Raw genomic sequence first — 22616 nt, 5'->3', positions numbered from 1 at the left:
GCGGAAGGGTCCAGAGAATTCTTGCGGACGTCCAGGTGACGGGCGGCTGGACGCGGGGCGACACCGCACGGCGCGGAAGCGGCCAGATGCTGGCACGGGCGCTCCGGTGCCGTCATGCTGGAGGGATGGAGGAACGCGGCAGGGCGCAGCAGCACGAGCGGGAGCTCGTGCTGTCCGAGTACGGGACCTGGCGCCTCACCGCCGACGAGGACGCCCCGGTGATCGACGAGGTGCGCACCCTGGAGACCCTGCTGCGCCTGAAGGCCGAGCAGCTGCACTCGCCCGATCCCGGGCTGTGGACCGAGGAGCTCGTCACCGCCCTGCTCACCGAGGTGGTGCCCCGCGTCGTGGTTCAGCCGCGCGAGCAGGTGATGGACCTCGTGCCCACGCTGAGGCGCTTCACGGGCTACCTCCGCGAGACGGGCCGCTGGCATCCCGAGTCGATGAGCGTCTCCTCCGCCCCGGCCGTGCTCGCCGAGCTCGAGTTCGCGGCCCTCGAGGCGGCCGATGACCCCACCCGGCGCTCCTTCTCCACCAACATCCTCGGCTACGGCATGTCCCTGGGCGTCGACCTCGAGGACGAGACGGAGCTCGCCGCGTTCATGCACTGGTACAACTCGCTCGGCGATGAGGAGAGGCTGCGTCTGAGCGAGACGGGCCGGCTCGCCGAGCCCGTCCGCCCCTATGACCGGCACGCGGCGCTCGAGTCGGTGCGCGCGGAGGAGGAGGCTCGCAGCAGCTGGCCCTGGTTCCTTCCCGCGGCGTCCGGCGAGCCCGAGAGCGCGCGGCAGCTCGAGCACGAGGCGGACCCCGAGGACTACACGGAGATCAGCATCGTGCGCTGCGCGGGCGCGCTGCTCGCCCACCTCTCCACGCCGCGGCGCTCCACGGCGACGGGATCGCTCAGCCGGGCGGACACCGCCGCCGTGCTCGCCGCCTGCGGGATCCACCGTGCGGTGCGCAGCATGTGGGACCACCCCGAGATCGTCGGCCCCTGGGTGGCGCTGCGCGACGGCGGCTGGATCGAGGTGGCCGACGGGACGGCGCAGCGGTGCGCCGGGCCCGTCCCGTACGCCGTGCAGGATGAGGACCCGGAGGCCTTCGTCGAGTTCGGCCACGCGGTGCTGACCGCGCTGCTGCTGGGACGTGATGCTCGCGGGCCCGAGGACGGCGGCTTCCGCGGCATGCCGGACACCGCGGCCGCGCTCGCCGCCGCCTGCGGCGAGGACGGGGTGGTGCTCACCGACCCGGTGGATGCGAGCGCGGAGGTGCGCGAGGACCGCGAGCAGATCGAGCGCTGGATGAGAGTGCGCCACGATCTCGAGGACCTCGTGGCCGCCGGTGCTCTGCGCCGGGAGCACGGCCGCTACCAGGGCTCCCCGGCACTGCTGATCGCTCTCATGGCGCTGCTGCGGGAACGGGACTGACCGCCTGGGGCCAGTCGCGGAACGGGGCTCGTGACCCCTTGGACACTTGTCCATCAGTGCCTACGGTGGCGTCATGGAACCGAGTCCTCAGCACTCCGCCGAGCCCCCGGTCCGCCGCCTCCTGCTCCTCGCCCTCGCCGTCGTCGGCGCACTCGCGATCCTCGCCTTCGTGCTGTCGCTGCTGCTGCACGGCGGGATAGGAGGCGCCCTCGGCGGCGTCGCGCTGGGACTGGGCGTGCTCTGCGCCGTGATCGGGTTCAGCGTCGCGTTCGTGGGGAACCGGCGATGATCGCGCTGCTCAGCATCGTCGGCGCGCTCGCGGTCCTGTGCTTCGTGCTGTCCCTGGTGCTGGGACTGCTCAAGGGATGGCAGGACCCCGCCGCCCGCCGCCTGCTGCGGGGTGCGGCGGGGCTCGGGATCGCGTGCGCCGTGATCGGCGTGCTGATCGCCCTGCTGGGAGGCTGAGGCTCAGCGCACCCCGCGCATCGCCACGCCCACGGGCCGGGCGATCAGCAGCATCAGCACGCCGATGCCGATCGTGACCGCGCCCAGCACGCCGAAGTACGCCGCCTCGGTCTCGGCGCTGTAGAAGGTGGCCAGCGCCCCCGAGAGGGAGGTGCCCAGCGCGACCGAGAGGTTGTACAGCGCCATCATCATCACCGGGTACGCGCCCGGGGCGAGCTTCGTCGCGAGCGACAGGCCCACGGGGGAGAGCCACAGCTCACCGATCGTGGCGACCAGCATGATCATCGCGATCCACAGCACCGGCACCTTCACCACGGAGGCCATCGGCAGGAACAGCAGGAACGCGGCGCCCATCAGGATGATGCCCACGCCGAACTTGCGCGGGGTGGAGGGCTGGCGGGGGCCGAGCTTCGTCCACACCGCCGCGAGCACCGGGGCCAGGGTGATGATGAAGAACGGGTTGAAGGACTGCACCCAGGAGATCGGGATCGTCCAGCCGAGGATCTCTCGATCCAGCCGGGTGTCCGAGTACAGGGTGATCACGGTGAACTGCTGCTGGAACAGCGCGAAGAACGCGGCGGTGCCGATGAACAGCGGGATGAAGGCGACCACGCGGGAGTGCTCGTCCGCATCGAGCTTCTTCGAGGTCAGCAGCAGCGCGAAGATCACGATCGCGCCGACGACGGCGAGGCCCGCGACCACGGTCGCGAGATTGCCCGCGTTCAGCACCCCGGTGAGCACCAGGATCAGGATCAGCGCGATCGAGCCGACGGCGACCGCGGCCCACACCGGGTACTGCGAGCGGGGCAGCGGATCGGGGACGGTGTGCACGCTCGCGGGCAGGCCCTTGCGGGTCACCGCGTACTGGATGAGGCCGATCAGCATGCCCACGGCCGCGAGGGCGAAGCCGAGGTGGAAGCCCCACTGCTGCTGGGCGAAGCCGGTCACCAGCGGGCCCAGCAGGCCGCCGATGTTGATGCCCATGTAGTAGATCGAGAAGCCCGCATCACGGCGAGGATCATCGCGCGTGTAGAGGGAGCCCACGAGGGTGGCCGCGGTGGACTTCAGGCCTCCCGAGCCGACGCCCACCAGCAGCAGGCCGGCGATCAGGCCCGCCACCCCCGGCAGCACGGCCAGGGCGAGGTGGCCCAGCATGATCATCACGGCGCTGCCGAAGAGGGTCTTCTCCGGCCCAAGGAGGCGGTCCGAGACCAACGCGCCGAGGATCGAGAACAGGTAGACGGAGCCGCCGTAGGCGCCGACGATGCCCAGGGCCACGCCCTCGTCGATCCCCAGACCGCCCTGCGTGGCGGCGAAGTACATGTAGATCGCCAGGATGCCCTGCATCCCGTAGAAGCTGAAGCGCTCCCACAGCTCGACGCTGAAGAGGTTCGCGAGCGGGCCGGGCTGGCCCATGAAGGAGCGTCCGGAGGGATTGTGCGCGGCGGCGTCGTCGGCCGGGGGGACCGGCGAGGCCGTCTCGAGAGCGGGGCCGTCTGAAGAATTCACGGTGAGTCATCCTGCGTCACGTGGTATAGGAATTCAACGCAGGAGTGCCGCTGTGTGATACGTCAGTCGCGCGCGTCAGCTCCGGGAGGAGTGCCGGCGGCGCCGGGCGAGAGGTCCGGCATCTCGCGGATCCCGAACTCGCGGCGCAGCACGCGACGGGCGGCGTGCCAGCCGGACATGCCGTGCACCCCCGGCCCCGGAGGGGTCGCCGAGGAGCACAGGTACCACCCGGTCTCCGCGAGCCGGTACGGATCCAAGCGCGCGGTGGGACGGGCGATCATCCCGGCCATCGTCACCCGGCCCATCGAGATGTCCCCGCCCACCAGGGAGGGATTGTGCGCGGGCATCTCGGCGGCGGGGATCCCTTGCGCGGCGACCACGAGATCCCGGAAGCCGGGCGCGAAGCGCTCGATCTGCCGCGTGACCAGCTCGGTGGGATCGGTGGTGTCCCCGGCGGGAACGTGCGCATAGGCCCACAGCGGGCGCAGGCCCCCGTGGATCCGCGAGGGATCGGCGACCGAGGGGTCGCTGACCAGCGTCACCGGATGCTCGGGCACGCGCCCGGCGGCCACCTGGGCCTCGGCCCGCGCCATCTGTGCGCGGGTCCCGCCCAGGTGCTGGGTGCCCGCCTCGCCCACCTCGGCATCGCGCCACGGCACAGGTCCGGAGAGCACGAAGTCGACCTTCGCGGCCGCGTCGCCGTGGGGGAAGCGCCGCAGCGCCCGCTCGAGCCCGCTGGGCAGGCGGTTCGACAGGATGTCTGCGGCGGCGCCCGCCGGGGTGTCCAGCAGCACCGCCCGGGCCGGCGGCACATCGCGCCAGGTGCGCACGTGATGGCCGGTGAGGATCTGCCCGCCGTGGGCGCGAAGATCCGCGACCAGGGCATCGGTGATCGCCTGGGAGCCGCCGACGGGGATCGGCCAGCCCGTGCCGTGACCGATCGTGCTCAGCAGCGCCGCGGTCGCGGACAGGGCCAGCGACGGCATGGGGCCGATCGCATGCGCCGCCACTCCGCCCAGCAGCGCCCGGGCTCGCTCGGTGCGGAAGGGGAGGTTCCAGGCGGGGCTGCCCTGCAGACCGGTCAGGGCCCCGAACAGCGGAGCCGCGCCCAGGATGCGCGGGCTGAGCAGCGCGGGCTGGACGGAGCGCTTGTCCCCGAGCGCGAGCTCGACCACCAGGTCCTCGTGCCGGGCGAGGGCGCCGATCGTGGCGCGCCAGGCGGGTCCGTCGGCGCCGAGCTCCTCGGCGGTGCGCTCGGCATCGTGCCAGGCGATCACGGCCGGCTGATCATCCAGCGGCTGCGCGTAGGAGGCGGCGGGGGCGATCGCGCGCACGCCCCGAGCACGCACGTCGAACGCCTCGAAGAACGGGCTCGCGAGCGCCAGGGGATGAGCGGCCGAGCAGATGTCGTGCACGATCCCCGGGGCGAGCCCCAGATCGAGGGTGCGCGCCCCGCCGCCGATCGTCTCCTGCGCCTCGAGCACCTGCACCCGCAGCCCGGCGCGAGCCAGCGTGACGGCCGCCGCGAGGCCGTTGGGACCGGAGCCCACCACGGCCACGTCGACCTCGGGAGCGGGAGCGGGACTCATCCTCCCAGCCTAGAGGAGGGCGAGAGCACCCCTGGCAGGCATTTACGTCACAGCCGTTGCGCGTAATATGGAGAGCATGACCACCACTGATCAGTCCTCGCCCGCCTCCGCGACCGCGCAGCGCCCCGCGCGCCCGAAGCGGAACCAGGCCGTGCTCGAGGTGCTGGGCAAGACCCGTGTCTCGCCCCGGCTGCTCCGGCTCACGCTCGGCGGCGAGGGCTACGAGGCCCTGAACCGCAACCGGAACTCCGACGCCTACGTCAAGTTCCTCATCGCCGATCCGGCCTCCGGCCTCCAGCCGCCCTACGATATGGACGCCCTGCGCGAGCACAGCCCCGAGCTGATGCCCGCCCGCCGCACCTACACCGTGCGCCGCTGGGACGACGAGAAGCGCCGGATCGAGGTGGACGTGGTCCTGCACGGGGACGGCGAGGACAGCGGCATCGCCGCACGCTGGGCCGACGAAGCGCAGCCCGGCGACCTGCTGGCGATGTCCGGTGCCGGCGGCGGCTACACCCCCGCCCCCGAGACCCGCCGCCACCTCATGCTCGGCGACCACGCCGCACTGCCCGCGATCGCCGCCGGGCTCGAGGCCATGGACGAAGACGCCCAGGGCACCGTGCTGATCCAGCTCGACCACGACGAGGACCGGCTCGAGCTCGAACATCCCGCCGGCGTCGAGGTGCGCTGGCTGATCGGCGAGCGCGAGCTGCTGCTCGAGGCCGTCGACCAACTGGACCTCGAGGACCACGAGGGCCTGCAGATCTTCTGCCACGTCGAGCGGGGCATCACCAAGCAACTGCGTGCGAAGCTGGTCAAGGAGGCCGGGATCCCGCGCGAGCAGATCTCGATCTCCGCGTACTGGGCGCTGGGACGCATCGAGGACCAGTTCCAGGCCGAGAAGCGCGAGCCCATCGGCAGGATCGACGACTGAGCGGCCCGATGACGGACCTGATCGTCGGCGCCGACGGCCTGGCGCGCCCCGCCTGGGCGTCGGTGCACGATGACCTGCGCGAGTACTACGACACCGAATGGGGGATGCCCGTACGAGACGAGCGCGGGGTCTTCGAACGGCTCGCGCTCGAAGGCTTCCAGTCCGGGCTCAGCTGGGCCACGATCCTGCGCCGCCGCGAAGGGTTCCGCCGCGCCTTCGCCGGCTTCGAGATCGAGGCCGTCGCGGCGTTCGGACCCGGCGAGGTCGAGCACCTGCTGCAGGACACCTCGATCATCCGCCACCGCGGCAAGATCGAGGCGACGATCTCCAACGCCCGCGCCACGCTCGCGATGCGCGGACAGGACGGCCCCGGCAGCACCCTCGCCGACCTCGTGTGGTCCCACCGGCCGGCCCGCACCCCGATGCCGCGCAGCGCGGCGGAGGTCCCCACCACCAGCCCCGAATCGATCGCGCTCGCCCAGGAGCTCAAGCGCCGCGGCTTCCGCTTCGTCGGCCCCACCACGATGTTCGCGCTGATGGAGGCGCTGGGAGTGGTCGACACCCATCTGCTGGACTCCCATCGCCGCGGCACCTCCGGGCTCTGGGCGGCCGACGGCGCCCCGATCATGCAGAGCCACACTCCGTCATAGATCTCGCCCGGACGCGCGCCCTCCCGCCACGCTGTACCGACGAGCACGCACGAGGCCGAGGAGGGCGCCATGAACACTGCAGCGATCCACGCAGGATGGGACACCGCCGCGGACGGTCACGGCGCGCTCACCGTGCCCGTCTACGGCTCGAGCGCCTACGCGCAGGCCTCCCACACCTCGCTCAAGGCGCTGTTCGAGCGGCGCGCCGAGGGCTTCGCCTACTCCCGTTCGGGCAACCCCACCACCGCGGTGCTCGAGCAGCGGATCACCGCGCTGGAGAACGGCATCGGTGCGATCGCCGTCGCCTCCGGCCAGGCGGCGACCACCATCGCCCTGTGCGCGCTCGCCGCCCCCGGCGGGCACGTGGTCGCCTCCTCACGGCTCTACGGCGGCACCACCGAGTTCCTCGATGACACCCTCGCGGACCTCGGCGTGAGCTTCACCGTCGCCGACCCCTGGGACCTGGAGGCCTGGAGGGCGGCGTTCACCCCCGACACCCGCGCCGCGATCGTCGAGTCCATCGCGAACCCGGGCGCCCAGCTCGTGGACCTCGAGGTGCTCACCGCGATCGCCCACGAGCACGATGTGCCCGTGATCGTCGACTCGACCCTCGCCAGCCCGGCGCTCTACCGCCCGGGCGAGCACGGGGCGGACCTCGTGGTGCACTCCGCCACGAAGTACCTGTGCGGCCACGGCACCACGATCGCCGGCCTGATCGTGGACACCGGGCGCTTCGACCCGCGCCGGCGGCCCGAGCGCTGGCGATGTCTGACCGCTCCGAGCCGGCGCTTCGGCGTCACGTTCGCCGACGAGTACGCGCACGGGCGTTCCGGGCTGCTGGCCTACGCGCGCGCCAAGCACGTCACCGATTTCGGTGCCACCCTGCCCGCCGCCAGCGCGCAGCAGATCCTGGTGGGCATCGAGACCCTCGCGCTGCGGATGCGGAAGGTCAGCGCCGACGCCGCGAGCCTCGCCGGACGCCTGCACGGCCTGCCCGAGGTGGCTGGCGTCGAGCACCCGAGCATCCCCGGCCGGCCCGACGCGCACCTCGCCCGACGAGACTTCCCGCACGGCACCTCCGGTGTGTTCTCCGTCGAGCTCGCCGGGGGAGAGGCCGCCGCCGCAGCCTTCTGCGATGCGCTGCGGCTGTGGACGATCGCGGTGAACCTCGGGGACGCCCGCTCCCTGGTCTGCCACCCGGGGACCACCACTCACTCCCACCTCAGCGCACAGCAGCGGCAGGCGTGCGGGGTGGGGCCGGGCACCGTGCGCCTCAGCGTGGGCCTCGAGGACATCGAGGACCTCTGGGCGGACATCGTGCAGGCGCTGCCCCGGGCGTGAGACGCGTCGCGGGGAGGAACACCGCGCAGACCCGTGCCGTTGCACCGGGCATGGAGACCCTGGACGTGGTGGTGATCGGCGCCGGACAGGCGGGACTGTCCGCCGCGCACCACCTGCTGCGCCGGGGAGGGCTGCGCTTCGCGATCCTCGACGCCGAGGAGGGACCCGGCGGCGCATGGCGCCATCGCTGGGACAGCCTCACCATGGCCGCCGTCAACGGGATCCGCGAGCTCCCCGGCATGCCCGAGGTCGACGCGGCGGACGACGAGCCCGCGCACCGGGTGGTCCCCGCATATTTCTCCGACTTCGAGCAGCGCTTCTCCGTGCGTATCCAGCGCCCGGTCCGCGTGACCCGCGTCGAGGAGGACCCGTCGGCCGACGGACCCGAGCCCCGCCCGCTGCTGGTGCACTCTGTGGCCACCGACGGCACCCCGCGCCCCCTTCTGCGCACCCGGGCCGTGCTCAACGCGACCGGCACCTGGACCCGGCCCTTCCGCCCCGCCCTGCCCGGCGCCGAGGAGTTCCACGGCACCCAGCTGCACACCGCGGACTACGTGCGCGCCGAGGACTTCGCCGGGCAGCGGGTCGCTATCGTGGGCGGCGGCATCAGCGCGCTCGGTCATCTGCTCGAGATCGCCGAGGTGGGGGAGACCCTCTGGTACACGCGGCGCGAACCCGTCTTCCAGGACCTCTCCTTCACCGAGGAGCTCGGCCGCGAGGCCGTGGCCGGAGTGGAGCGGCGCGTGCGCGAGGGACTGCCCGTGGGCAGCGTCGTCTCCCACACCGGCCTGGTGTGGACACCGCCGCTGCGCGCCGCCGCGCAGCAGGGACTGCTTGCGCGCCGACCGATGTTCACCCGCCTCACCCCGCACGGGGTGGTGGAGGCCGACGGCACCGAGACCGCGCTCGAGGCGATCGTGTGGGCCACCGGGTTCCGCCACGAGCTGCGCCACCTCGCGCCGCTGGGCCTGCGCAACCGCCACGGAGGCATCGCACTGGACGGCACGGCGGTCGCCGACGATCCCCGGCTCCACTTGCTCGGCTACGGACCCAGCGCCTCGACCATCGGTGCCAACCGCGCCGGCCGCGCCGCCGTCAACCGCCTGCTCAAGGACCTCGCCCGCGTGCCCGTCGCCGCCTAGGGTGGTGGTCATGGACACCTCACCTGCCACACTGCCGGCCCTGCCCGAGGACGAGGTGCAGCGGGTGCTGTGCATCGTCGCCCACCCCGACGACATGGAGTACGGCGCCTCCGCCGCCGTGGCCGCCTGGACGGAGGCCGGGATCGAGGTCAGCTACCTGCTGCTCACCCGCGGCGAGGCCGGGATGGTCGAGAACCCCGCCACCATCGGCCCGCTGCGCGAGAAGGAGCAGCGCCGCGCCTGCGAGATCGTCGGGGTCACCGAGCTGCGCTATCTCGACCACCCCGACGGCATGCTCGAGGGAACGCTGAGCCTGCGCCGCGACATCGCCCGGGTGATCCGCCAGATCCGCCCCGACCTCGTGCTCACCGCGAACTTCGAGGTCGAGGCGTACGGCGGGCTGAACCAGGCCGACCACCGCGTCGCCGGACTCGCCGCCGTTGACGCCTGCCGCGATGCGGCCAACCCCTGGGTGTTCCGCGAGCTGGCCGAGCAGGAGGGGCTCGCCGCCTGGCGCACCCGCTCTCTGGCGATCGCCGGACACCCCGCACCCACCCACGCCAGGCCCGTGGAGGCGCGGCATGTGCAGGCGGCCGTGGATTCGCTGAACGCCCACGAGGCCTACCTCGCGCACGTGGAGGGCCACCCGTTGCCCGAGGAGTTCATCCCCGAGGTGCTGCGCGGCGGAGGCGAGGCCTCAGGCACCGACCACGCCGTGGTGCTGCGCGTCTTCGACCTCTGAGCAGGCCGACCGTCCGGTCGTCGATCGTTGCCGCCCAGGCGGCGCGGCTCCTACGGTGGGGTGATCAGGCACGATCCGCCACGGAAGGAGACCTGATGACCACCTCCATGCACGAAGGCCTCGGCCTCGACCAGATCCCGGAGCTCGCCGCGCAGCTGCGCGTCGACTCGATCCGCGCCTCGACCAGCGCCGGCTCCGGCCATCCCACCTCGAGCCTCTCAGCAGCCGACCTGCTGGCCACCCTCATGTCCCGTCACCTGCGCTACGACTGGGACGCGCCCGACGCCCCCGGCAACGACCACCTGGTGTTCTCCAAGGGACACGCCTCACCCCTGCTGTACTCGGTCTACAAGGCCGCGGGCGTCGTCTCCGACCAGGAGCTGATGGAGGGGTACCGCCGCTTCGGCCAGCGCCTCGAGGGCCACCCCACCCCGGTGCTGCCCTGGGTCGACGTCGCCACCGGCTCCCTCGGCCAGGGACTGCCCGACGGGGTCGGGATCGCGCTCGCCGGGAAGCATCTCGAGCAGGCGCCCTACCGGGTGTGGGTGCTCACCGGCGACAGCGAGCTCGCCGAGGGCTCGATGTGGGAGGCGTTCGCCACCGCCGCGCACTACGGGCTGACCAACCTCGTCACCATCGTGGACGTGAACCGGCTGGGCCAGCGCGGCGAGACCGCGCTCGGCCGGGACATGGACACCTACGCCGCGAGAGTCGAGGCCTTCGGTGCCCGCGCCGTGATCATCGACGGCCACGACATCGCCCAGATCGATGACGCCCTGGCCCAGGCCGACGGCGAGCTCGACCGGCCCCTGGTGATCCTCGCCCGCACCGTCAAGGGCAAGGGCATCCCCGGCATCGAGGACGAGCTGGATTGGCACGGCAAGCCGATCCCCGAGGACAAGGCCGAGGAGACCATCGCCTCCCTCGGCGGGGAGCGCTCCCTGCAGGTGCGCGGACCCAAGCCGCCCCAGATCGATACGGCGGACCGCACCCCGCGGGGCACGGTCCAGCTGCCCGCCTTCGAGCGCGGCGAGGAGGTCGCCACCCGCAAGGCCTACGGGCCCGCGCTCACCGCGCTCGCCGACGTCGACCCGCGCGTGGTCGCGCTCGACGGCGAGGTCTCCAACTCCACCGGCGTCGCCGACTTCGTCGAGGCCCACCCGGAGCGGTTCTTCGAGATGTTCATCGCCGAGCAGCAGATGGTCGCCGCCGCGACCGGACTGTCCACCCGCGGCTACATCGCCTACGCCTCGACCTTCGCAGCGTTCCTGACCCGCGCCGCCGACTTCCTCCGGATGGCGCCCGTCTCCCGGGCGGATCTGCGGCTGATCGGCTCCCACGCGGGCGTCGAGATCGGCGCCGACGGCCCCTCCCAGATGGGCCTCGAGGACCTCGCGATGATCGCCGCGACGCAGGGCTCCACGGTGCTCTACCCCAGCGACGCCACCTCCACCGCCGCGCTGGTCGCCCAGATGGCGGAGCTCTCGGGAGTCAGCTACCTGCGCACCACCCGCGGCGGATACCCGGTGCTCTACGGGCCCGAGGAGGAGTTCCCCGTCGGCGGGTCCAAGACCCTGCGCAGCAGCCCGCACGATGCGGTCACCCTCATCGGTGCCGGCGTGACGCTGCACGAGGCGCTCGCCGCGGCCGATGAGCTGGCCGAGGACGGCGTGCAGGCCCGCGTGATCGACGCCTACTCCGTCAAGCCGATCGACGGCGAGGGGATCCGCGCGGCCGTCGCCGAGACCGGCGGGCGCTTGGTGGTGGCCGAGGACCACCACGCCGAGGGCGGCCTGGGCGCCGCGGTGCTCGCCGCGCTCGCCGCCGAGCCGATCACCGACCTGCATCTGCGCCACCTCGCGGTGAACGGCGTGCCCGGCTCTGGCACCACCGAGGAGCTGCTGGACTGGGCGGGCATCGACGCGGCGCACATCGCGCGCGCCGCACGGGCCGCGCTCGAGGGGTGAGCGCCCGCTCGGGCGGGGGTCAGCTGCTCCTGCGGCCCCGCCCGAGCTCGAGGGAGTCCATGTCCTCGAGCTCGCGGTCCTTGGTCTCGGGCACCCACAGGAAAACGAAGACCAGGCTCAGCAGCGCGAAGGCGGCGTACAGGCCGTAGGCGAAGCTCAGTCCGATGTCCGACAGGGTCGGGAAGCTCGCCGAGACGGCCCAGTTCGCCGCCCACTGCGCGGCGGCCGCGACCGCGAGCGCGGAGGCACGGATCCGGTTGGGGAAGATCTCTCCCAGCAGCACCCACACCAGCGGGCCCCACGTGGTGCCGAAGAACATCACGAAGGCGTTCGCGGCCACGAGCGCGACCGTCGACCACGGATCCGGCAGCGAGACGCTCTCAGCGCCTGCGGACATCTCGCCGAAGGAGAAGGCCAGCGCCATCAGGGCGAGCGAGAGGGCCATCCCCGCCGAGCCCACCAGCAGCATCACGCGCCGTCCCACGCGATCCACCAGCAGGATCGCGATGATCGTCGCGACGATGTTCATGATCGAGGTGAAGGTGCTGGTCAGCAGTGCCTGGGATTCGTCGAAACCGACGGACTGCCACAGCGTGGTCGAGTAGTAGAAGATGACGTTGATGCCCACCAGCTGCTGGAACAGGGACAGCAGGATGCCGAGCCACACGATGGGCTTGAGTCCGAAGCGCTCGCCCACCAGATCACGCAGGCTCTCCGCGTCCTCCCGCTCGAGCGTCTTGCGGATCTGCTCGATCTTGAGGTTGACATCGACCTCGCCGGTGAAGTCGTAGAGCACCTTCGAGGCCCGATCCAGCTGGCCGCGGCGGATCAGGTAGCGCGGGGACTCCGGCAGGAACAGGGCCATGACGCCGTACGCGGCAGCAGGCACCGCCTCGATCATGAACATCCAGCGCCACGCGGCGACACCGAACCAGAAGGTCTCCGAGGAGCCTCCGGCCGTATTCGCGATCAGCGCGTTGGACAGCAGCGCCGTGAAGATGCCCAGCACGATCGCGAGCTGCTGGAGCGAGCCCAGGCGGCCGCGGAACCTGGCCGGGGCGACCTCGGCGATGTAGGCGGGGGCGATCACGCTCGCCGCGCCCACGCCGAGACCGCCGATCACGCGCCACAGGATCAGGTCCCAGACTCCGAAGGCCAGTCCCGAGCCGACCGCGGAGACGAAGAACAGGATCGCGGCGATCACCATCACGGGGATGCGGCCGTAGCGGTTGGACAGGGAGCCGGCGAACCAGGCGCCGACGGCGCAGCCCAGCAGCGCGGAGGAGACCGCGAAGCCGGTCAGCCCGGGCCCGAGGGAGAACTCCTCGGACAGGGCGTTGACGGCGCCGTTGATCACCGAGGTGTCGAAGCCGAACAGGAAGCCGCCCACCGCCGCGGCGAGAGAGATCCCGACGACCTTCGCGTTCAGATGCTGGGCAGGCGCCGAGCCCGCTCCCGAGCTGGCTGAGGGTGTGGACATGAGCTCTCCGCCTCCTGGATCGGTGGGATCACGAGCGGCCACACTATCCCGCTCATGCACCGGCGGGGGTGCCACGGGCCGGTCGGTCAGCCCGCGCGCCGTACCTCGGCGGCGTAGTCACTGTTCCGCGGCGGCCTCGAGGCGCTCGAGCTCCTCCTCGGCGATCTTCGGATCCAGCTTGACGAAGATCCCGCTGGGCTTGACGACCGTCTGACCCACGCCCACCGGACGGTGCGCCCAGGCCGGGACGTCCGTGTAGTCGCCGGTGATGATCGGGTAGCCGTGGCCGCCGTCGAGGTCCTCGACCTCGTCGATACGGGGCATCGGCGCGATCTGCCGCTCGCCGCCCAGCGCCTTCTCCACCGCGTTCGCGGAATGGGGCAGGAACGGGGAGAGCATCGTGTTCAGGTCGGTGACGGCCTGCGCGAGCACGTGCAGGACCGTGAGCAGGCGCGGGCGCTGCTCCGCGCTCTTCATCTTGAACGGCTCGGTCTCCGAGACGTAGCGGTTCGCCTCGCCCACCAGACGCATCGCCTCGGCGATCGCGGCCCGCTGGCGGTGGCTCTCGATGAGCCTGCCGACGGTGTCGAAGCCCTCACGGATCGCCGCCAGCAGCTTCTCGTCGACCTCCTCGAGGTCACCGGCCGCCGGGATCTCGCCCACATTCTTCGCGATCATCGCGGCGGTGCGGTTGACCAGGTTGCCCCAGCCGGCCACGAGCTCGTTGTTGGTGCGGGAGACGAAGTCCACCCAGGTGAAGTCCGAGTCCTGGTTCTCCGGGCCTGCGGCGGAGATGAAGTAGCGCAGCGCATCGGGCTGGTAGGTCTTCAGCATGTCGCGCACGTAGATGACCACGCGCTTGGAGGAGGAGAACTTCTTGCCCTCCATCGTCAGGAACTCGCTCGAGACCACCTCGGTGGGGAGGTTCAGCTCGCCGAAACGCCCGGGCTCGCCACCCTTGTCGCCCTTGCCGTTCTGGGCGATCATCTCCGCCGGCCAGATCTGGGAGTGGAAGACGATGTTGTCCTTGCCCATGAAGTAGTAGCTGAGCGTCTCGGGATCGTTCCACCACCTGCGCCATGCCTCGGGGTCGCCGCTGCGGCGCGCCCACTCGATCGAGGCGGAGAGGTAGCCGATCACGGCGTCGAACCAGACGTACAGGCGCTTGTTCGGCTGGTCCTCCCAGCCCGGCACCGGGATGCCCCAGTCGATGTCGCGCGTCATCGCACGGGGGCGGATGTCCTCGAGGATGTTCTGGCTGAAGCGGATCACATTGGGGCGCCAGGTGCCGGTGGCCTCGCGCTCGTCGAGCCAGCGGCCCAGCTCGGCGGCCAGCGCCGGCAGATCCAGGAACCAGTGGGAGGTCTCCACGAACTGCGGGGTCTCGCCGTTGATGCGGGAGACAGGATCGATCAGATCGGTGGGATCGAGCTGGTTGCCGCAGTTGTCGCACTGATCCCCGCGCGCGCCGCCCGCCTTGCAGATCGGACAGGTGCCCTCGATGTAGCGGTCCGGCAGCGTGCGACCGGTCGAGGGGGAGATCGCCCCGGAGGTGATCTGCTCGATCATGTAGCCGTTGTCGCGCACCGCGACGAACATGTCCTGCACCACCTGGTAGTGGTTGCGGGTGGTGGTGCGGGTGAACAGGTCGTAGGAGAGCCCGAGCGCGACCAGGTCCTCGACGATCAGGCGGTTGTTGCGATCGGCGAGCTCCTGGGCGGTGACGCCCTCCTTGTCCGCCTCGACCAGGATCGGGGTGCCGTGCTCGTCGGTGCCCGAGACCATCAGCACGTCGTGGCCCGCCATCCGCATGTAACGGGAGAAGACATCGGAGGGAACGCCGAAACCGGCGACATGACCGATGTGGCGGGGACCGTTGGCATACGGCCAGGCGACCGCGGACAGGACTGTGCTCATGGAAGAGGAGTCTAGGGGAGCGCGGCGTTCAGGTCAGTCCGGGCGGTGCTCGATGCCGGCCCACCCGAACTCCCGTACCCCGCGGAGGTGCCGTACGCCGTCTCACCGGTTGCGGCTGGAGCTCGGCGGCTGAGACGGACGGGGCGGGCGGCGTGAAGGCGTCGTCCGCCCCGATACCCTGGGGGCATGAGCACCGAAGGACTTGCCGCAGCACAGCAGAAGATGGCCGACGCCGGGGTCCCGCAGACCGCGATCGACGTCTTCTCCCACTACTACGGTCAGCTCGAGGACGGAGTCACCGGCTCCATCCCCGAGGACACCATCGAGCCGTACCTCGATCCGCCCCGGCTCGAGGACGTGCAGATCGACGTCGGCCACGCCAAGCAGGTCTTCGACCAGGTCGCGATCATCAACCTCAACGGAGGCCTGGGCACCTCGATGGGCCTGGACAAGGCCAAGTCGCTGCTGCCTGTGCGCGAGGGAAAGAGCTTCCTGGACATCATCGTCGAGCAGGTCCTCGCCGCCCGCCGCGGCACCGGCTCCCGCCTGCCGCTGATCTTCATGAACTCCTTCCGCACCCGCGAGGACACCCTCGAGGTGCTGCGGAAGTACCCTGACCTGCCCGTCGGCGATCTGCCGCTGGACTTCCTGCAGAACAAGGAGCCCAAGCTCCGCGTCGACGACCTCACCCCCGTGCAGTGGGACGCCGATCCGGCCCTCGAGTGGTGCCCGCCCGGCCACGGCGACATCTACACCGCCCTGCAGACCTCCGGACTGCTCCAGCAGCTGCTGGATGCGGGCTTCAAGTACGCCTCGGTCTCGAACTCCGACAACCTCGGCACCGTGCCCAGCCCCGTGATCGCCTCCTGGTTCGCCTCCACCGGCGCCCCCTACGCGGCGGAGCTGTGCCGCCGCACCGCCGCGGATCGCAAGGGCGGGCACCTCGCGGTGCGCAAGTCCGACGGCCGGCTCATCCTGCGCGACACGGCGCAGACCCCCGCAGAGGAGATGGACTACTTCACCGACGAGCACCGCCATCCCTACTTCCACACCAACAACCTGTGGTGGGATCTCGAGCAGCTCGACGCGATCCTCAAGGAGCGCGACGGCGTCATGGGCCTGCCGCTGATCCGCAACGAGAAGACGGTCGACCCCTCGGACAAGTCCAGCACCCCCGTCTACCAGATCGAGTCCGCCATGGGCGCCGCGATCGAGGTGTTCGACGGTGCGACCGCGATCGTCGTGGGCCGGGACCGCTTCCTGCCCGTCAAGGCCACCAGCGACCTGCTGCTGGTGCGCTCGGACGCCTACGACCTCGACGAGCGCGTCGCGCTGGTCCAGCAGGTCGACAAGGTGCCCGCGGTCTCGCTGCACAGCGGCTCGTACAAGCTGATCCAGGACTTCGAGCCGCGCTTCCCGCACGGCGTGCCCTCCCTCAAGGAGGCCGTGAGTCTGGACGTGCAGGGCGACTGGACCTTCGGCGCCGACGTCTCCGTGATCGGTGACGCCGTGCTCGGCGAGGAGGGCGGCGAGGTCCCCGAGGGCGCCCGGGTGGGCACCGTCTCGGCGGGCTGATCCCGCACGACCTCGCGCCCCGGCCGGATCCACGAGGATCCCGCCGGGGCGGCGCCATCTGGGCTTAGCGGGTCATCGGAGGCGCCGACTCCTCCGGGGCGGGCCGGGTCAGCCACCGGCCGATCGGAGGATCGATGAGCCAGCGGGTGAGGCGGCCGACGATCCCGGTGGCTAGCACAGCCGTGAGCAGCAGGCCCACCCCCACCAGAGCGAGCGTCCCCCACCCGGTCTCGACCCAGCCGGGCAGCGACTCGGCGTAGCGGATGGGCAGCAGCAGCACCGTGTGCAGCAGGTAGATGGTCAGCGAGCGCGAGCCCACGGTGGTCAGCACGGACTGCGCGCGCGGCGTCACCAGCAGCAGGGCAAGGGTGCCGACCACGCCCACGACCAGCGCACCCAGCCGCACCGCCACGCTGAACAGCACGCTCGCCTCCTCGTCGTAGGCCTCGCGCAGGTAGAAGTACGAGTTGCTGACCTGCTCCCGCAGCAGGAAGGCGCACACCACCGCGGCCAGCAGCACCAGCGCGCCCGGCCAGCGGGGACGGAACGAGCGCACCTGCTCGAGCACCTCCGGGGTGCACACCAGGCCCAGCACGAAGAAGGGCAGCATCCCCAGCAGCCGGCCGATGCTCAGCGTCGAGTCCAGATCGGGATCCAGCGGCGCGATCACCGAGATCGCGACCGCGAAGACCAGCGGGTGGCGCAGCTGGCGCAGCACCGGCGTGAGCAGGCGCCACACCATCAGCGCGAACAGGAACCACAGCGTCCAGGCCGGGACCACCAGCTGCAGCGCGAACTCCTGCCCCAGCAGCAGCGCCTTGCCCGCCTCGTGCACCATCTGGAAGATCACGTACGGCACCAGCATCGCGGTGAGCAGGCGCTTCACCTGCCGCGGCTCATTGCGATAGGAGCGCGAGAGATAGCCGGAGATGATCACGAAGGCGGCCATGTGGAAGGAGTAGATCGCCTTGTACAGGGTGCCGCCCAGCACGTCCCCGATCACGTCGAAGCATTCGAGGGTGTGACCGACCACCACCAGGGCGATCAGGATCCCCCGCGCGTTGTCGAGGAAGGGATCCCGGTCACGGGCGGGTGCCGAGGCGTCATGGGGGCATGGAAGCAGCTCTCGCAGGGGGAGGGGACTGGGGAAGGCTACGACCTCATGCCCGTCCGCGCGAGAAGCCCCTCCCGCCGGTGAGGTCCAGCGGCTGTGGCAGAGGGTTGCCGTAGCGGTGGTTCGTCGCGCTGATCGCCTGCTCGCGCAGGAAGGGCAGCAGCTCCACCCGACCGCTCACGACCACCTCCCCGGTGAACAGCGCGACCTCGATGTTCTCCGCGATCGCCGTGCGCAGCTGCGGATCGACCGCGCCGATCAGACGCACCCGCGACTGGGGGAGCGAGGGGACGCGGGAGGCGAAGGCCGCCGCGTCCTCGACCGTGACCGAGGCCTCATCACCGAGGGCCCTGCGCGCGGCCTCCGCCGAGTCGCGGCTCGCCGCGGACACCTCCACGGCGGCGTTGGCTGTCGCCGCGGCGTGCAGCACCCGCTCGAGCTCGTGGGGCGAGCTGCCCTCCGCGGCGCGGACCATCACCGGCAGCGGCAGGTAGCGCAGCACGTTGATCTCGCCGTGCAGGTCCTGGACGTCGCGCGGGGCGAAGGTGACCGAGAAGTGCTCCCGATCGCTGTGGCGCGCCGCGGCGGCCCACGACTCCGGGTCGCTCTGCTTGTCGGGGACGGCTGCGGCGTCGGCCCAGTCCATGAGGTGGACGAGATAGTTGGGGCCTCCGGCCTTCGCGGTCTGACCCACCGAGGAGCGCTTCCAGCCCCCGAAGGGCTGACGCTCCACGATCGCCCCGGTGATGCCCCGGTTGACGTAGAGGTTGCCCGCCTCGACATGCTCGGTCCACCAGGCGATCTCCTCAGGATCGAGCGAATGGAGCCCGGCGGTCAGGCCGTAGGCCGTGCCGTTCTGGATCCGCACCGCCTCCTCGAGGGTCTCGGCGTGGATCACTCCGAGCACCGGACCGAAGTACTCGGTCAGATGGAAGGCGGAGCCCTCCTCGACGCCGGTGCGCACACCGGGGGAGAACAGGGTGCCGCTCTCATCCAGCAGACGCGGCCGTGACAGCCAGGCCTCCCCGTCGCCCAGCTCGGTCAGACCCGCGCGCAGCTTCTGCCCGGGCTGCTCCACCACCGGGCCCATCTGCGCGGTCGGATCCGTGGGCGGGCCCACGTGCAGGCTCAGCACCGCATCCGCGAGCTGTGCGGAGAAGCGGCGCGAGCGGGTCACGGAGCCGACGGTGATCACCAGGGATGCCGCCGAGCACTTCTGGCCGGCGTGCCCGAAGGCGCTCGCGGCGACGTCCCGAGCGGCCAGGTCCAAATCGGCGTGCGGGGTGACGATGATCGAGTTCTTCCCGCTGGTCTCGGCGAGGATCCGCAGCTCGGGACGCCAGGAGGCGAACAGGGAGGCCGTCTCCGAGGCGCCGGTGAGGATCAGCTGGGAGATCCGCGGATCCGCGATCAGGGCCCGGCCCACCTCGTTCTCCGGCACATCGACCAGCGTGAACACGTCCTGCGGGACGCCGGCCTCGTGCAGCAGGCGCCCGATCAGGGCGCCGCTGCGACGCGACTGCGGAGCCGGCTTCATGATCACGCTGCTGCCGGTGACGAGCGCAGAGAGCGTCCCGCCGGTGGGGATCGCGACCGGGAAGTTCCATGGTGGGGTGACCAGGGTGAGCGGGCGCGGGGAGGGCACCAGATCGCTCTGGGCGGCGAGGCGCTCCGCCTGCTCCGCGTAGTAGAGGGCGAAGTCGATGGCCTCGCTGACCTCCGGATCGCCCTGCTCGAGGGTCTTGCCGGTCTCCGAGGCCATCACCTCGAGCAGCTCGGCCCGGTGCGCCGCCAGGGTCCCGGCCGCGCGGCGCAGGATCTGCGCGCGCTTCTCCACGCCGAGCCCGGCCCAGGCCGCCTGGGCGTCCAGGGCGCGGGAGATCGTCGCCTCGACCTCCTCGACGCTCTCCAGTCGCGCCGCCCTGATCTCCTGCACACCCAGCTCGGAGCCGCGGATCCGATGGGTGATTCGGGCGGCCCACTCCTGGTTCGCCGCGGTGGACAGGTCGGTGTCCGGGGTGTTGCGGAAGGCTCCGGGCACCGCGGGCAGGGCGGGGGAGCCCAGACGCAGCGGACCGCCGCTCGCGGCCTCCGCGCCACGGTCCTGATCGCGGTGGGTGGGCAGGGAGGTCTCGGACATCGCCCGCTCGAGCGCGCGGTCGAAGCGCTGCCGCTCCCGCTCGAACAGCTCCTCGGAGCTCTCCAGCTCGAAGGCGGCCGAGAGGAAGTTCTGGGAGGAGGCGTTCTCCTCCAGGCGCCGCACCAGGTATGAGACCGCGACGTCGAAGTGGCGCGGATGCACGATCGGCACATACAGGCGCATGGTGCCTGTCGACTCCCGCACCACCGCCTGCTGCCCCGGCGCCATGCCGGCGAGCATCTCGAACTCGACGCCGTGGCCGGGACCGGAGGGGATCCCCCGTTCGCGCATCAGCAGATGCGCGAACGCGATGTCGAAGAGGTTGTGCCCGGCCACCCCCAGATGGACGACCTCCAGGCGTGCAGGATCCAGCGCCTCGAGCAGCATCCGCTTGTACTGGGCGTCGGTCTCCTCCTTGCTCAGCAGCGGGGCCTGGGTCCAGCCGTGGACGGACGCGTCCACCTGCTCCATCGCGAGGTTCGCGCCCTTGACCAGTCGTACCTTCACAGGGGCGCCGCCCGCGGCGACCCTCCGCTCGGCGAAGGCCCGCACCCGCTCCATCGCCGCGGGCGCATCCGGCAGGTACGCCTGCAGCACGATCCCGGCATGCAGATGCTCGAGCTCGGGCCGGTCCAGCAGCTTCTCGAACACCTGCAGTGTCAGCTCCAGGTCCCGGTACTCCTCCATGTCCATGTTCAAGAAGGTGGGATGGTCGCGGCGCGCGGCATCCAGGTACAGCGGCAGCAGCGTCTCGACCGTGTGGTCCACCGTCTCGGCGGCGGCCCACAGCGGCAGATGGTCCACCAGCGAGGAGACCTTGATCGAGAGGTAGTCGACGTCCTCGCGCTCGACCAGCTCGCGCACCCCCTGCATCCGGCGCGATGCCTCCTGGGCGCCGAGCACCGCCTCGCCGAGCAGGTTGATGTTCAGCGCCGTGCCGTCGGCCGTGAGGCGGGAGATCGCGGCGCTCAGGGGGCGGGGGCGGGCATCGAGGATCAGATGGCTGACCATGCGCCGCATCGTGGCCTGCGCGGTGGGCACCACGGCCGTGGGCGCGAGCTGGGAGGCCAGCCCGCCCAGACCCAGCACCCGGCGCAGGGGCGCGGGCAGGAAGGCGGGCGGGTCCTGCGCGAGACGACGCAGCTCGACCGCCGCGGCACGGGGATCCTCGGGGCGGATCACGCGGTCGACGAAGCCTAGCGTGAACTCGAGCCCCTTGGGATCCCGCAGCAGGTCCGAGAGCATCTTGGCCGGGCCCGGCACGGGGCGCAGCGCGGCGGCGTCCACCCAGCTGCGCACCTGCGAGGAGATCTCCTCGACGGTCACGGAGGTGGCTCGGGGGTTATCGAGCGGAGACTGCGAACGGGGCATCTGGGACAACGAAGTCTCCATCCTTGAGCGGGACACGGCGACGGTGCGGTGCCCTCGATCGTAGGTCCTCGCCGGGCGCGCCGGGCGGGCCGAGGGACCCTGCGCGTGGAGGTTCTGTGACCGTTGTGGGACCGGAATGGGACGAGAGGGGCGCGGCACGTCAGTGGACCGCTCGGTCGGCGCGCACGAGTGCGAGCCGTGCGGCTGTGGCACGATGCGGGGGAGAGACACCGGACGATCCTGGAGGCACTGATGAAGAAGCTCATTTTCCTGGCCGGACTCGCGATCGGGTTCGTCGTCGGCTCCCGCGCAGGCCGCGGCCCCTACGAGTCGCTCGAGCGCACCGCCCGTCAGGTCGCCGACGATCCCGAGGTCCAGCGCCGCGCCACCCAGGCGAAGGAGACCGCGACCCGCGTCGCGCAGGACACCGCCTCGACCGTCAAGGAGAAGGCCCCCGAGGTCGCCTCCACGGTCCAGCACAAGGTCGCCGACGCCGCGGACAGCGCCAAGGAGCGCCTCGGCGGCGAGCAGGACGATGTCGCCGCGAGCTCGGCGGACACCGCGAGCGCGGGCGGCGATGCCGAGGTGGGCGAGGACAAGCCGCTCAGCTCCTGAGCCAGCCCGGACCGCTGCGCGCCGGTGTCACCCCAGTACGGTGACGCCGGCGCGTTCCTGTTCCTGCATGAAGCACGGACCGCACAGCGACATGTAGGTCACCTGCTCGCCATCGATCGCGACCTGCTCGCCCTCGAAGACGAACCGCCCGCCGGCGGCGCGGCAGTTGAACTCCGCCTGCGAGCCGCAGCGGCACATGGTGGGCAGCTTCTCGATGTTGTCCGCGAGCTCGAACAGCCGCGAGGCCCCCGGGAACATCACGGTGCGGAAGTCAGTGCGCAGCCCGTAGCAGATCACGGAGATGCCGTCCTGCTTGGCGATGCAGAACAGAGCATCGATCTGAGCGGGCTCGAGGAACTGCGCCTCGTCCACCAGCACGCAGTGCAGCGGGCGCAGCCCGCGCTCGTCGGCCATGGCGTGGACCCGTGCACGGAGGTCCTCACCGGAATGGGCGAGCACATCCACCTGGCGACGCGCGCCGCCGCGCGCCACCACCCAGTCCTCGCCCTTGGTGTCGAGCTCCGCCTTGACGGTCAGCGTGGCCAGGCCCCGCTCGTCGTAGTTGTAGGCGGTCTTGATCAGGGTGTCGGACTTGCCGGAGTTCATCGCTCCGTACTTGAAGTGCAGCTTGGCCATGC

The 22616-nt window shown here is 71.4% G+C and carries 18 protein-coding genes; 11 read left to right on the top strand and 7 right to left on the bottom strand.

The features are described 5' to 3' along the window. Positions 1-125 precede the first annotated feature (125 nt). The 3 genes from BN4251_RS12095 (at position 126) to BN4251_RS12085 (ending at position 1892) form a co-directional block, all read left to right on the top strand. A complete protein-coding gene (locus BN4251_RS12095) occupies positions 126-1427 on the top strand; it encodes a hypothetical protein (RefSeq protein WP_087485341.1) in 1302 nt (433 codons plus the stop codon). A 73-nt stretch (positions 1428-1500) separates the two neighbouring features. Further along, positions 1501-1716 carry a hypothetical protein gene (locus BN4251_RS12090; RefSeq protein ID WP_087485340.1) on the top strand — a complete coding sequence of 72 codons (216 nt, stop codon included), beginning with the start codon at positions 1501-1503 and terminating at the stop codon, positions 1714-1716. Further along, positions 1713-1892 (top strand): hypothetical protein, encoded by a 180-nt coding sequence (locus tag BN4251_RS12085; RefSeq protein ID WP_087485339.1) that lies wholly within the window; start codon positions 1713-1715, stop codon positions 1890-1892. The genes BN4251_RS12090 and BN4251_RS12085 overlap by 4 nt, the downstream gene beginning before the upstream one ends. A 3-nt stretch (positions 1893-1895) precedes the next feature. Here the strand turns inward: BN4251_RS12085 and BN4251_RS12080 are convergent, their stop codons facing one another. Then, positions 1896-3308, bottom strand: coding sequence for a peptide MFS transporter (locus BN4251_RS12080; protein WP_087486362.1), 1413 nt, complete (start codon positions 3306-3308; stop codon positions 1896-1898). A 155-nt stretch (positions 3309-3463) separates the two neighbouring features. Further along, positions 3464-4990: a phytoene desaturase family protein gene (locus BN4251_RS12075; protein WP_087485338.1), complete on the bottom strand. Its 1527-nt coding sequence runs from the start codon at positions 4988-4990 to the stop codon at positions 3464-3466. Between the two features lie 67 nt (positions 4991-5057). Between BN4251_RS12075 and BN4251_RS12070 the strand changes: the two genes are divergently transcribed. The 6 genes from BN4251_RS12070 (at position 5058) to BN4251_RS12045 (ending at position 11766) form a co-directional block, all read left to right on the top strand. After that, positions 5058-5924, top strand: coding sequence for a siderophore-interacting protein (locus BN4251_RS12070; protein WP_425426203.1), 867 nt, complete (start codon positions 5058-5060; stop codon positions 5922-5924). A gap of 8 nt (positions 5925-5932) precedes the next feature. After that, positions 5933-6574: a DNA-3-methyladenine glycosylase I gene (locus tag BN4251_RS12065; RefSeq protein WP_087485336.1), complete on the top strand. Its 642-nt coding sequence runs from the start codon at positions 5933-5935 to the stop codon at positions 6572-6574. A 69-nt stretch (positions 6575-6643) separates the two neighbouring features. Then, positions 6644-7915: an O-acetylhomoserine aminocarboxypropyltransferase/cysteine synthase family protein gene (locus BN4251_RS12060; protein ID WP_087485335.1), complete on the top strand. Its 1272-nt coding sequence runs from the start codon at positions 6644-6646 to the stop codon at positions 7913-7915. A 50-nt stretch (positions 7916-7965) separates the two neighbouring features. Continuing rightward, a complete protein-coding gene (locus BN4251_RS12055; protein ID WP_087485334.1) occupies positions 7966-9057 on the top strand; it encodes an FAD-dependent oxidoreductase in 1092 nt (363 codons plus the stop codon). A 10-nt stretch (positions 9058-9067) separates the two neighbouring features. Next, the gene (locus tag BN4251_RS12050) at positions 9068-9799 is read left to right on the top strand and encodes a PIG-L deacetylase family protein (RefSeq protein ID WP_087486361.1); all 732 of its coding nucleotides are present in this window, start codon (positions 9068-9070) and stop codon (positions 9797-9799) included. Positions 9800-9894: 95 nt separating this feature from the next. Then, positions 9895-11766, top strand: coding sequence for a transketolase (locus BN4251_RS12045; protein ID WP_087485333.1), 1872 nt, complete (start codon positions 9895-9897; stop codon positions 11764-11766). A 19-nt stretch (positions 11767-11785) separates the two neighbouring features. Here BN4251_RS12045 and BN4251_RS12040 read toward each other — a convergent pair whose 3' ends face one another. After that, the gene (locus tag BN4251_RS12040) at positions 11786-13246 is read right to left on the bottom strand and encodes a sugar porter family MFS transporter (RefSeq protein WP_087485332.1); all 1461 of its coding nucleotides are present in this window, start codon (positions 13244-13246) and stop codon (positions 11786-11788) included. A gap of 117 nt (positions 13247-13363) precedes the next feature. Continuing rightward, on the bottom strand, positions 13364-15163 hold the full coding sequence (gene metG, locus BN4251_RS12035; RefSeq protein WP_087485331.1) for a methionine--tRNA ligase: 1800 nt from the start codon (positions 15161-15163) through the stop codon (positions 13364-13366). A 186-nt stretch (positions 15164-15349) separates the two neighbouring features. Between metG and BN4251_RS12030 the strand changes: the two genes are divergently transcribed. Further along, entirely contained in the window at positions 15350-16738 is a 1389-nt protein-coding gene (locus BN4251_RS12030; RefSeq protein ID WP_087485330.1) for a UTP--glucose-1-phosphate uridylyltransferase, read from the top strand. 64 nt (positions 16739-16802) lie between these two features. Here BN4251_RS12030 and BN4251_RS12025 read toward each other — a convergent pair whose 3' ends face one another. Both BN4251_RS12025 and BN4251_RS12020 read right to left on the bottom strand, forming a co-directional pair. Next, entirely contained in the window at positions 16803-17861 is a 1059-nt protein-coding gene (locus BN4251_RS12025; protein WP_087485329.1) for an acyltransferase family protein, read from the bottom strand. Positions 17862-17898: 37 nt separating this feature from the next. Then, on the bottom strand, positions 17899-21363 hold the full coding sequence (locus BN4251_RS12020; protein ID WP_170932031.1) for a proline dehydrogenase family protein: 3465 nt from the start codon (positions 21361-21363) through the stop codon (positions 17899-17901). Between the two features lie 252 nt (positions 21364-21615). On the opposite strand from BN4251_RS12020, the gene BN4251_RS12015 reads away from it, so the two are divergent. Next, the gene (locus BN4251_RS12015) at positions 21616-21978 is read left to right on the top strand and encodes a hypothetical protein (RefSeq protein WP_087485327.1); all 363 of its coding nucleotides are present in this window, start codon (positions 21616-21618) and stop codon (positions 21976-21978) included. A gap of 27 nt (positions 21979-22005) precedes the next feature. Here BN4251_RS12015 and BN4251_RS12010 read toward each other — a convergent pair whose 3' ends face one another. Further along, on the bottom strand, positions 22006-22614 hold the full coding sequence (locus BN4251_RS12010; RefSeq protein WP_087485326.1) for a thymidine kinase: 609 nt from the start codon (positions 22612-22614) through the stop codon (positions 22006-22008). Positions 22615-22616 lie beyond the last annotated feature (2 nt).

Source organism: Brachybacterium massiliense (genome assembly GCF_900184245.1).
GTDB classification, from domain to species: domain Bacteria; phylum Actinomycetota; class Actinomycetes; order Actinomycetales; family Dermabacteraceae; genus Brachybacterium; species Brachybacterium massiliense.
This window is presented reverse-complemented; position numbering and strand designations above follow the sequence as displayed.

Coding starts and splice junctions, on each gene's coding strand:
- BN4251_RS12080 (WP_087486362.1), bottom strand. CDS start 3,308: ATGGGCCAGCCCGGCCCGCTCGCGAACCTCTTCAGCGTCGAGCTGTGG.
- BN4251_RS12040 (WP_087485332.1), bottom strand. CDS start 13,246: ATGTCCACACCCTCAGCCAGCTCGGGAGCGGGCTCGGCGCCTGCCCAG.
- BN4251_RS12095 (WP_087485341.1), top strand. CDS start 126: ATGGAGGAACGCGGCAGGGCGCAGCAGCACGAGCGGGAGCTCGTGCTG.
- metG (WP_087485331.1), bottom strand. CDS start 15,163: ATGAGCACAGTCCTGTCCGCGGTCGCCTGGCCGTATGCCAACGGTCCC.
- BN4251_RS12050 (WP_087486361.1), top strand. CDS start 9,068: ATGGACACCTCACCTGCCACACTGCCGGCCCTGCCCGAGGACGAGGTG.
- BN4251_RS12085 (WP_087485339.1), top strand. CDS start 1,713: ATGATCGCGCTGCTCAGCATCGTCGGCGCGCTCGCGGTCCTGTGCTTC.
- BN4251_RS12030 (WP_087485330.1), top strand. CDS start 15,350: ATGAGCACCGAAGGACTTGCCGCAGCACAGCAGAAGATGGCCGACGCC.
- BN4251_RS12060 (WP_087485335.1), top strand. CDS start 6,644: ATGAACACTGCAGCGATCCACGCAGGATGGGACACCGCCGCGGACGGT.
- BN4251_RS12045 (WP_087485333.1), top strand. CDS start 9,895: ATGACCACCTCCATGCACGAAGGCCTCGGCCTCGACCAGATCCCGGAG.
- BN4251_RS12090 (WP_087485340.1), top strand. CDS start 1,501: ATGGAACCGAGTCCTCAGCACTCCGCCGAGCCCCCGGTCCGCCGCCTC.
- BN4251_RS12010 (WP_087485326.1), bottom strand. CDS start 22,614: ATGGCCAAGCTGCACTTCAAGTACGGAGCGATGAACTCCGGCAAGTCC.
- BN4251_RS12070 (WP_425426203.1), top strand. CDS start 5,058: ATGGAGAGCATGACCACCACTGATCAGTCCTCGCCCGCCTCCGCGACC.
- BN4251_RS12020 (WP_170932031.1), bottom strand. CDS start 21,363: ATGCCCCGTTCGCAGTCTCCGCTCGATAACCCCCGAGCCACCTCCGTG.
- BN4251_RS12055 (WP_087485334.1), top strand. CDS start 7,966: ATGGAGACCCTGGACGTGGTGGTGATCGGCGCCGGACAGGCGGGACTG.
- BN4251_RS12065 (WP_087485336.1), top strand. CDS start 5,933: ATGACGGACCTGATCGTCGGCGCCGACGGCCTGGCGCGCCCCGCCTGG.
- BN4251_RS12075 (WP_087485338.1), bottom strand. CDS start 4,990: ATGAGTCCCGCTCCCGCTCCCGAGGTCGACGTGGCCGTGGTGGGCTCC.
- BN4251_RS12015 (WP_087485327.1), top strand. CDS start 21,616: ATGAAGAAGCTCATTTTCCTGGCCGGACTCGCGATCGGGTTCGTCGTC.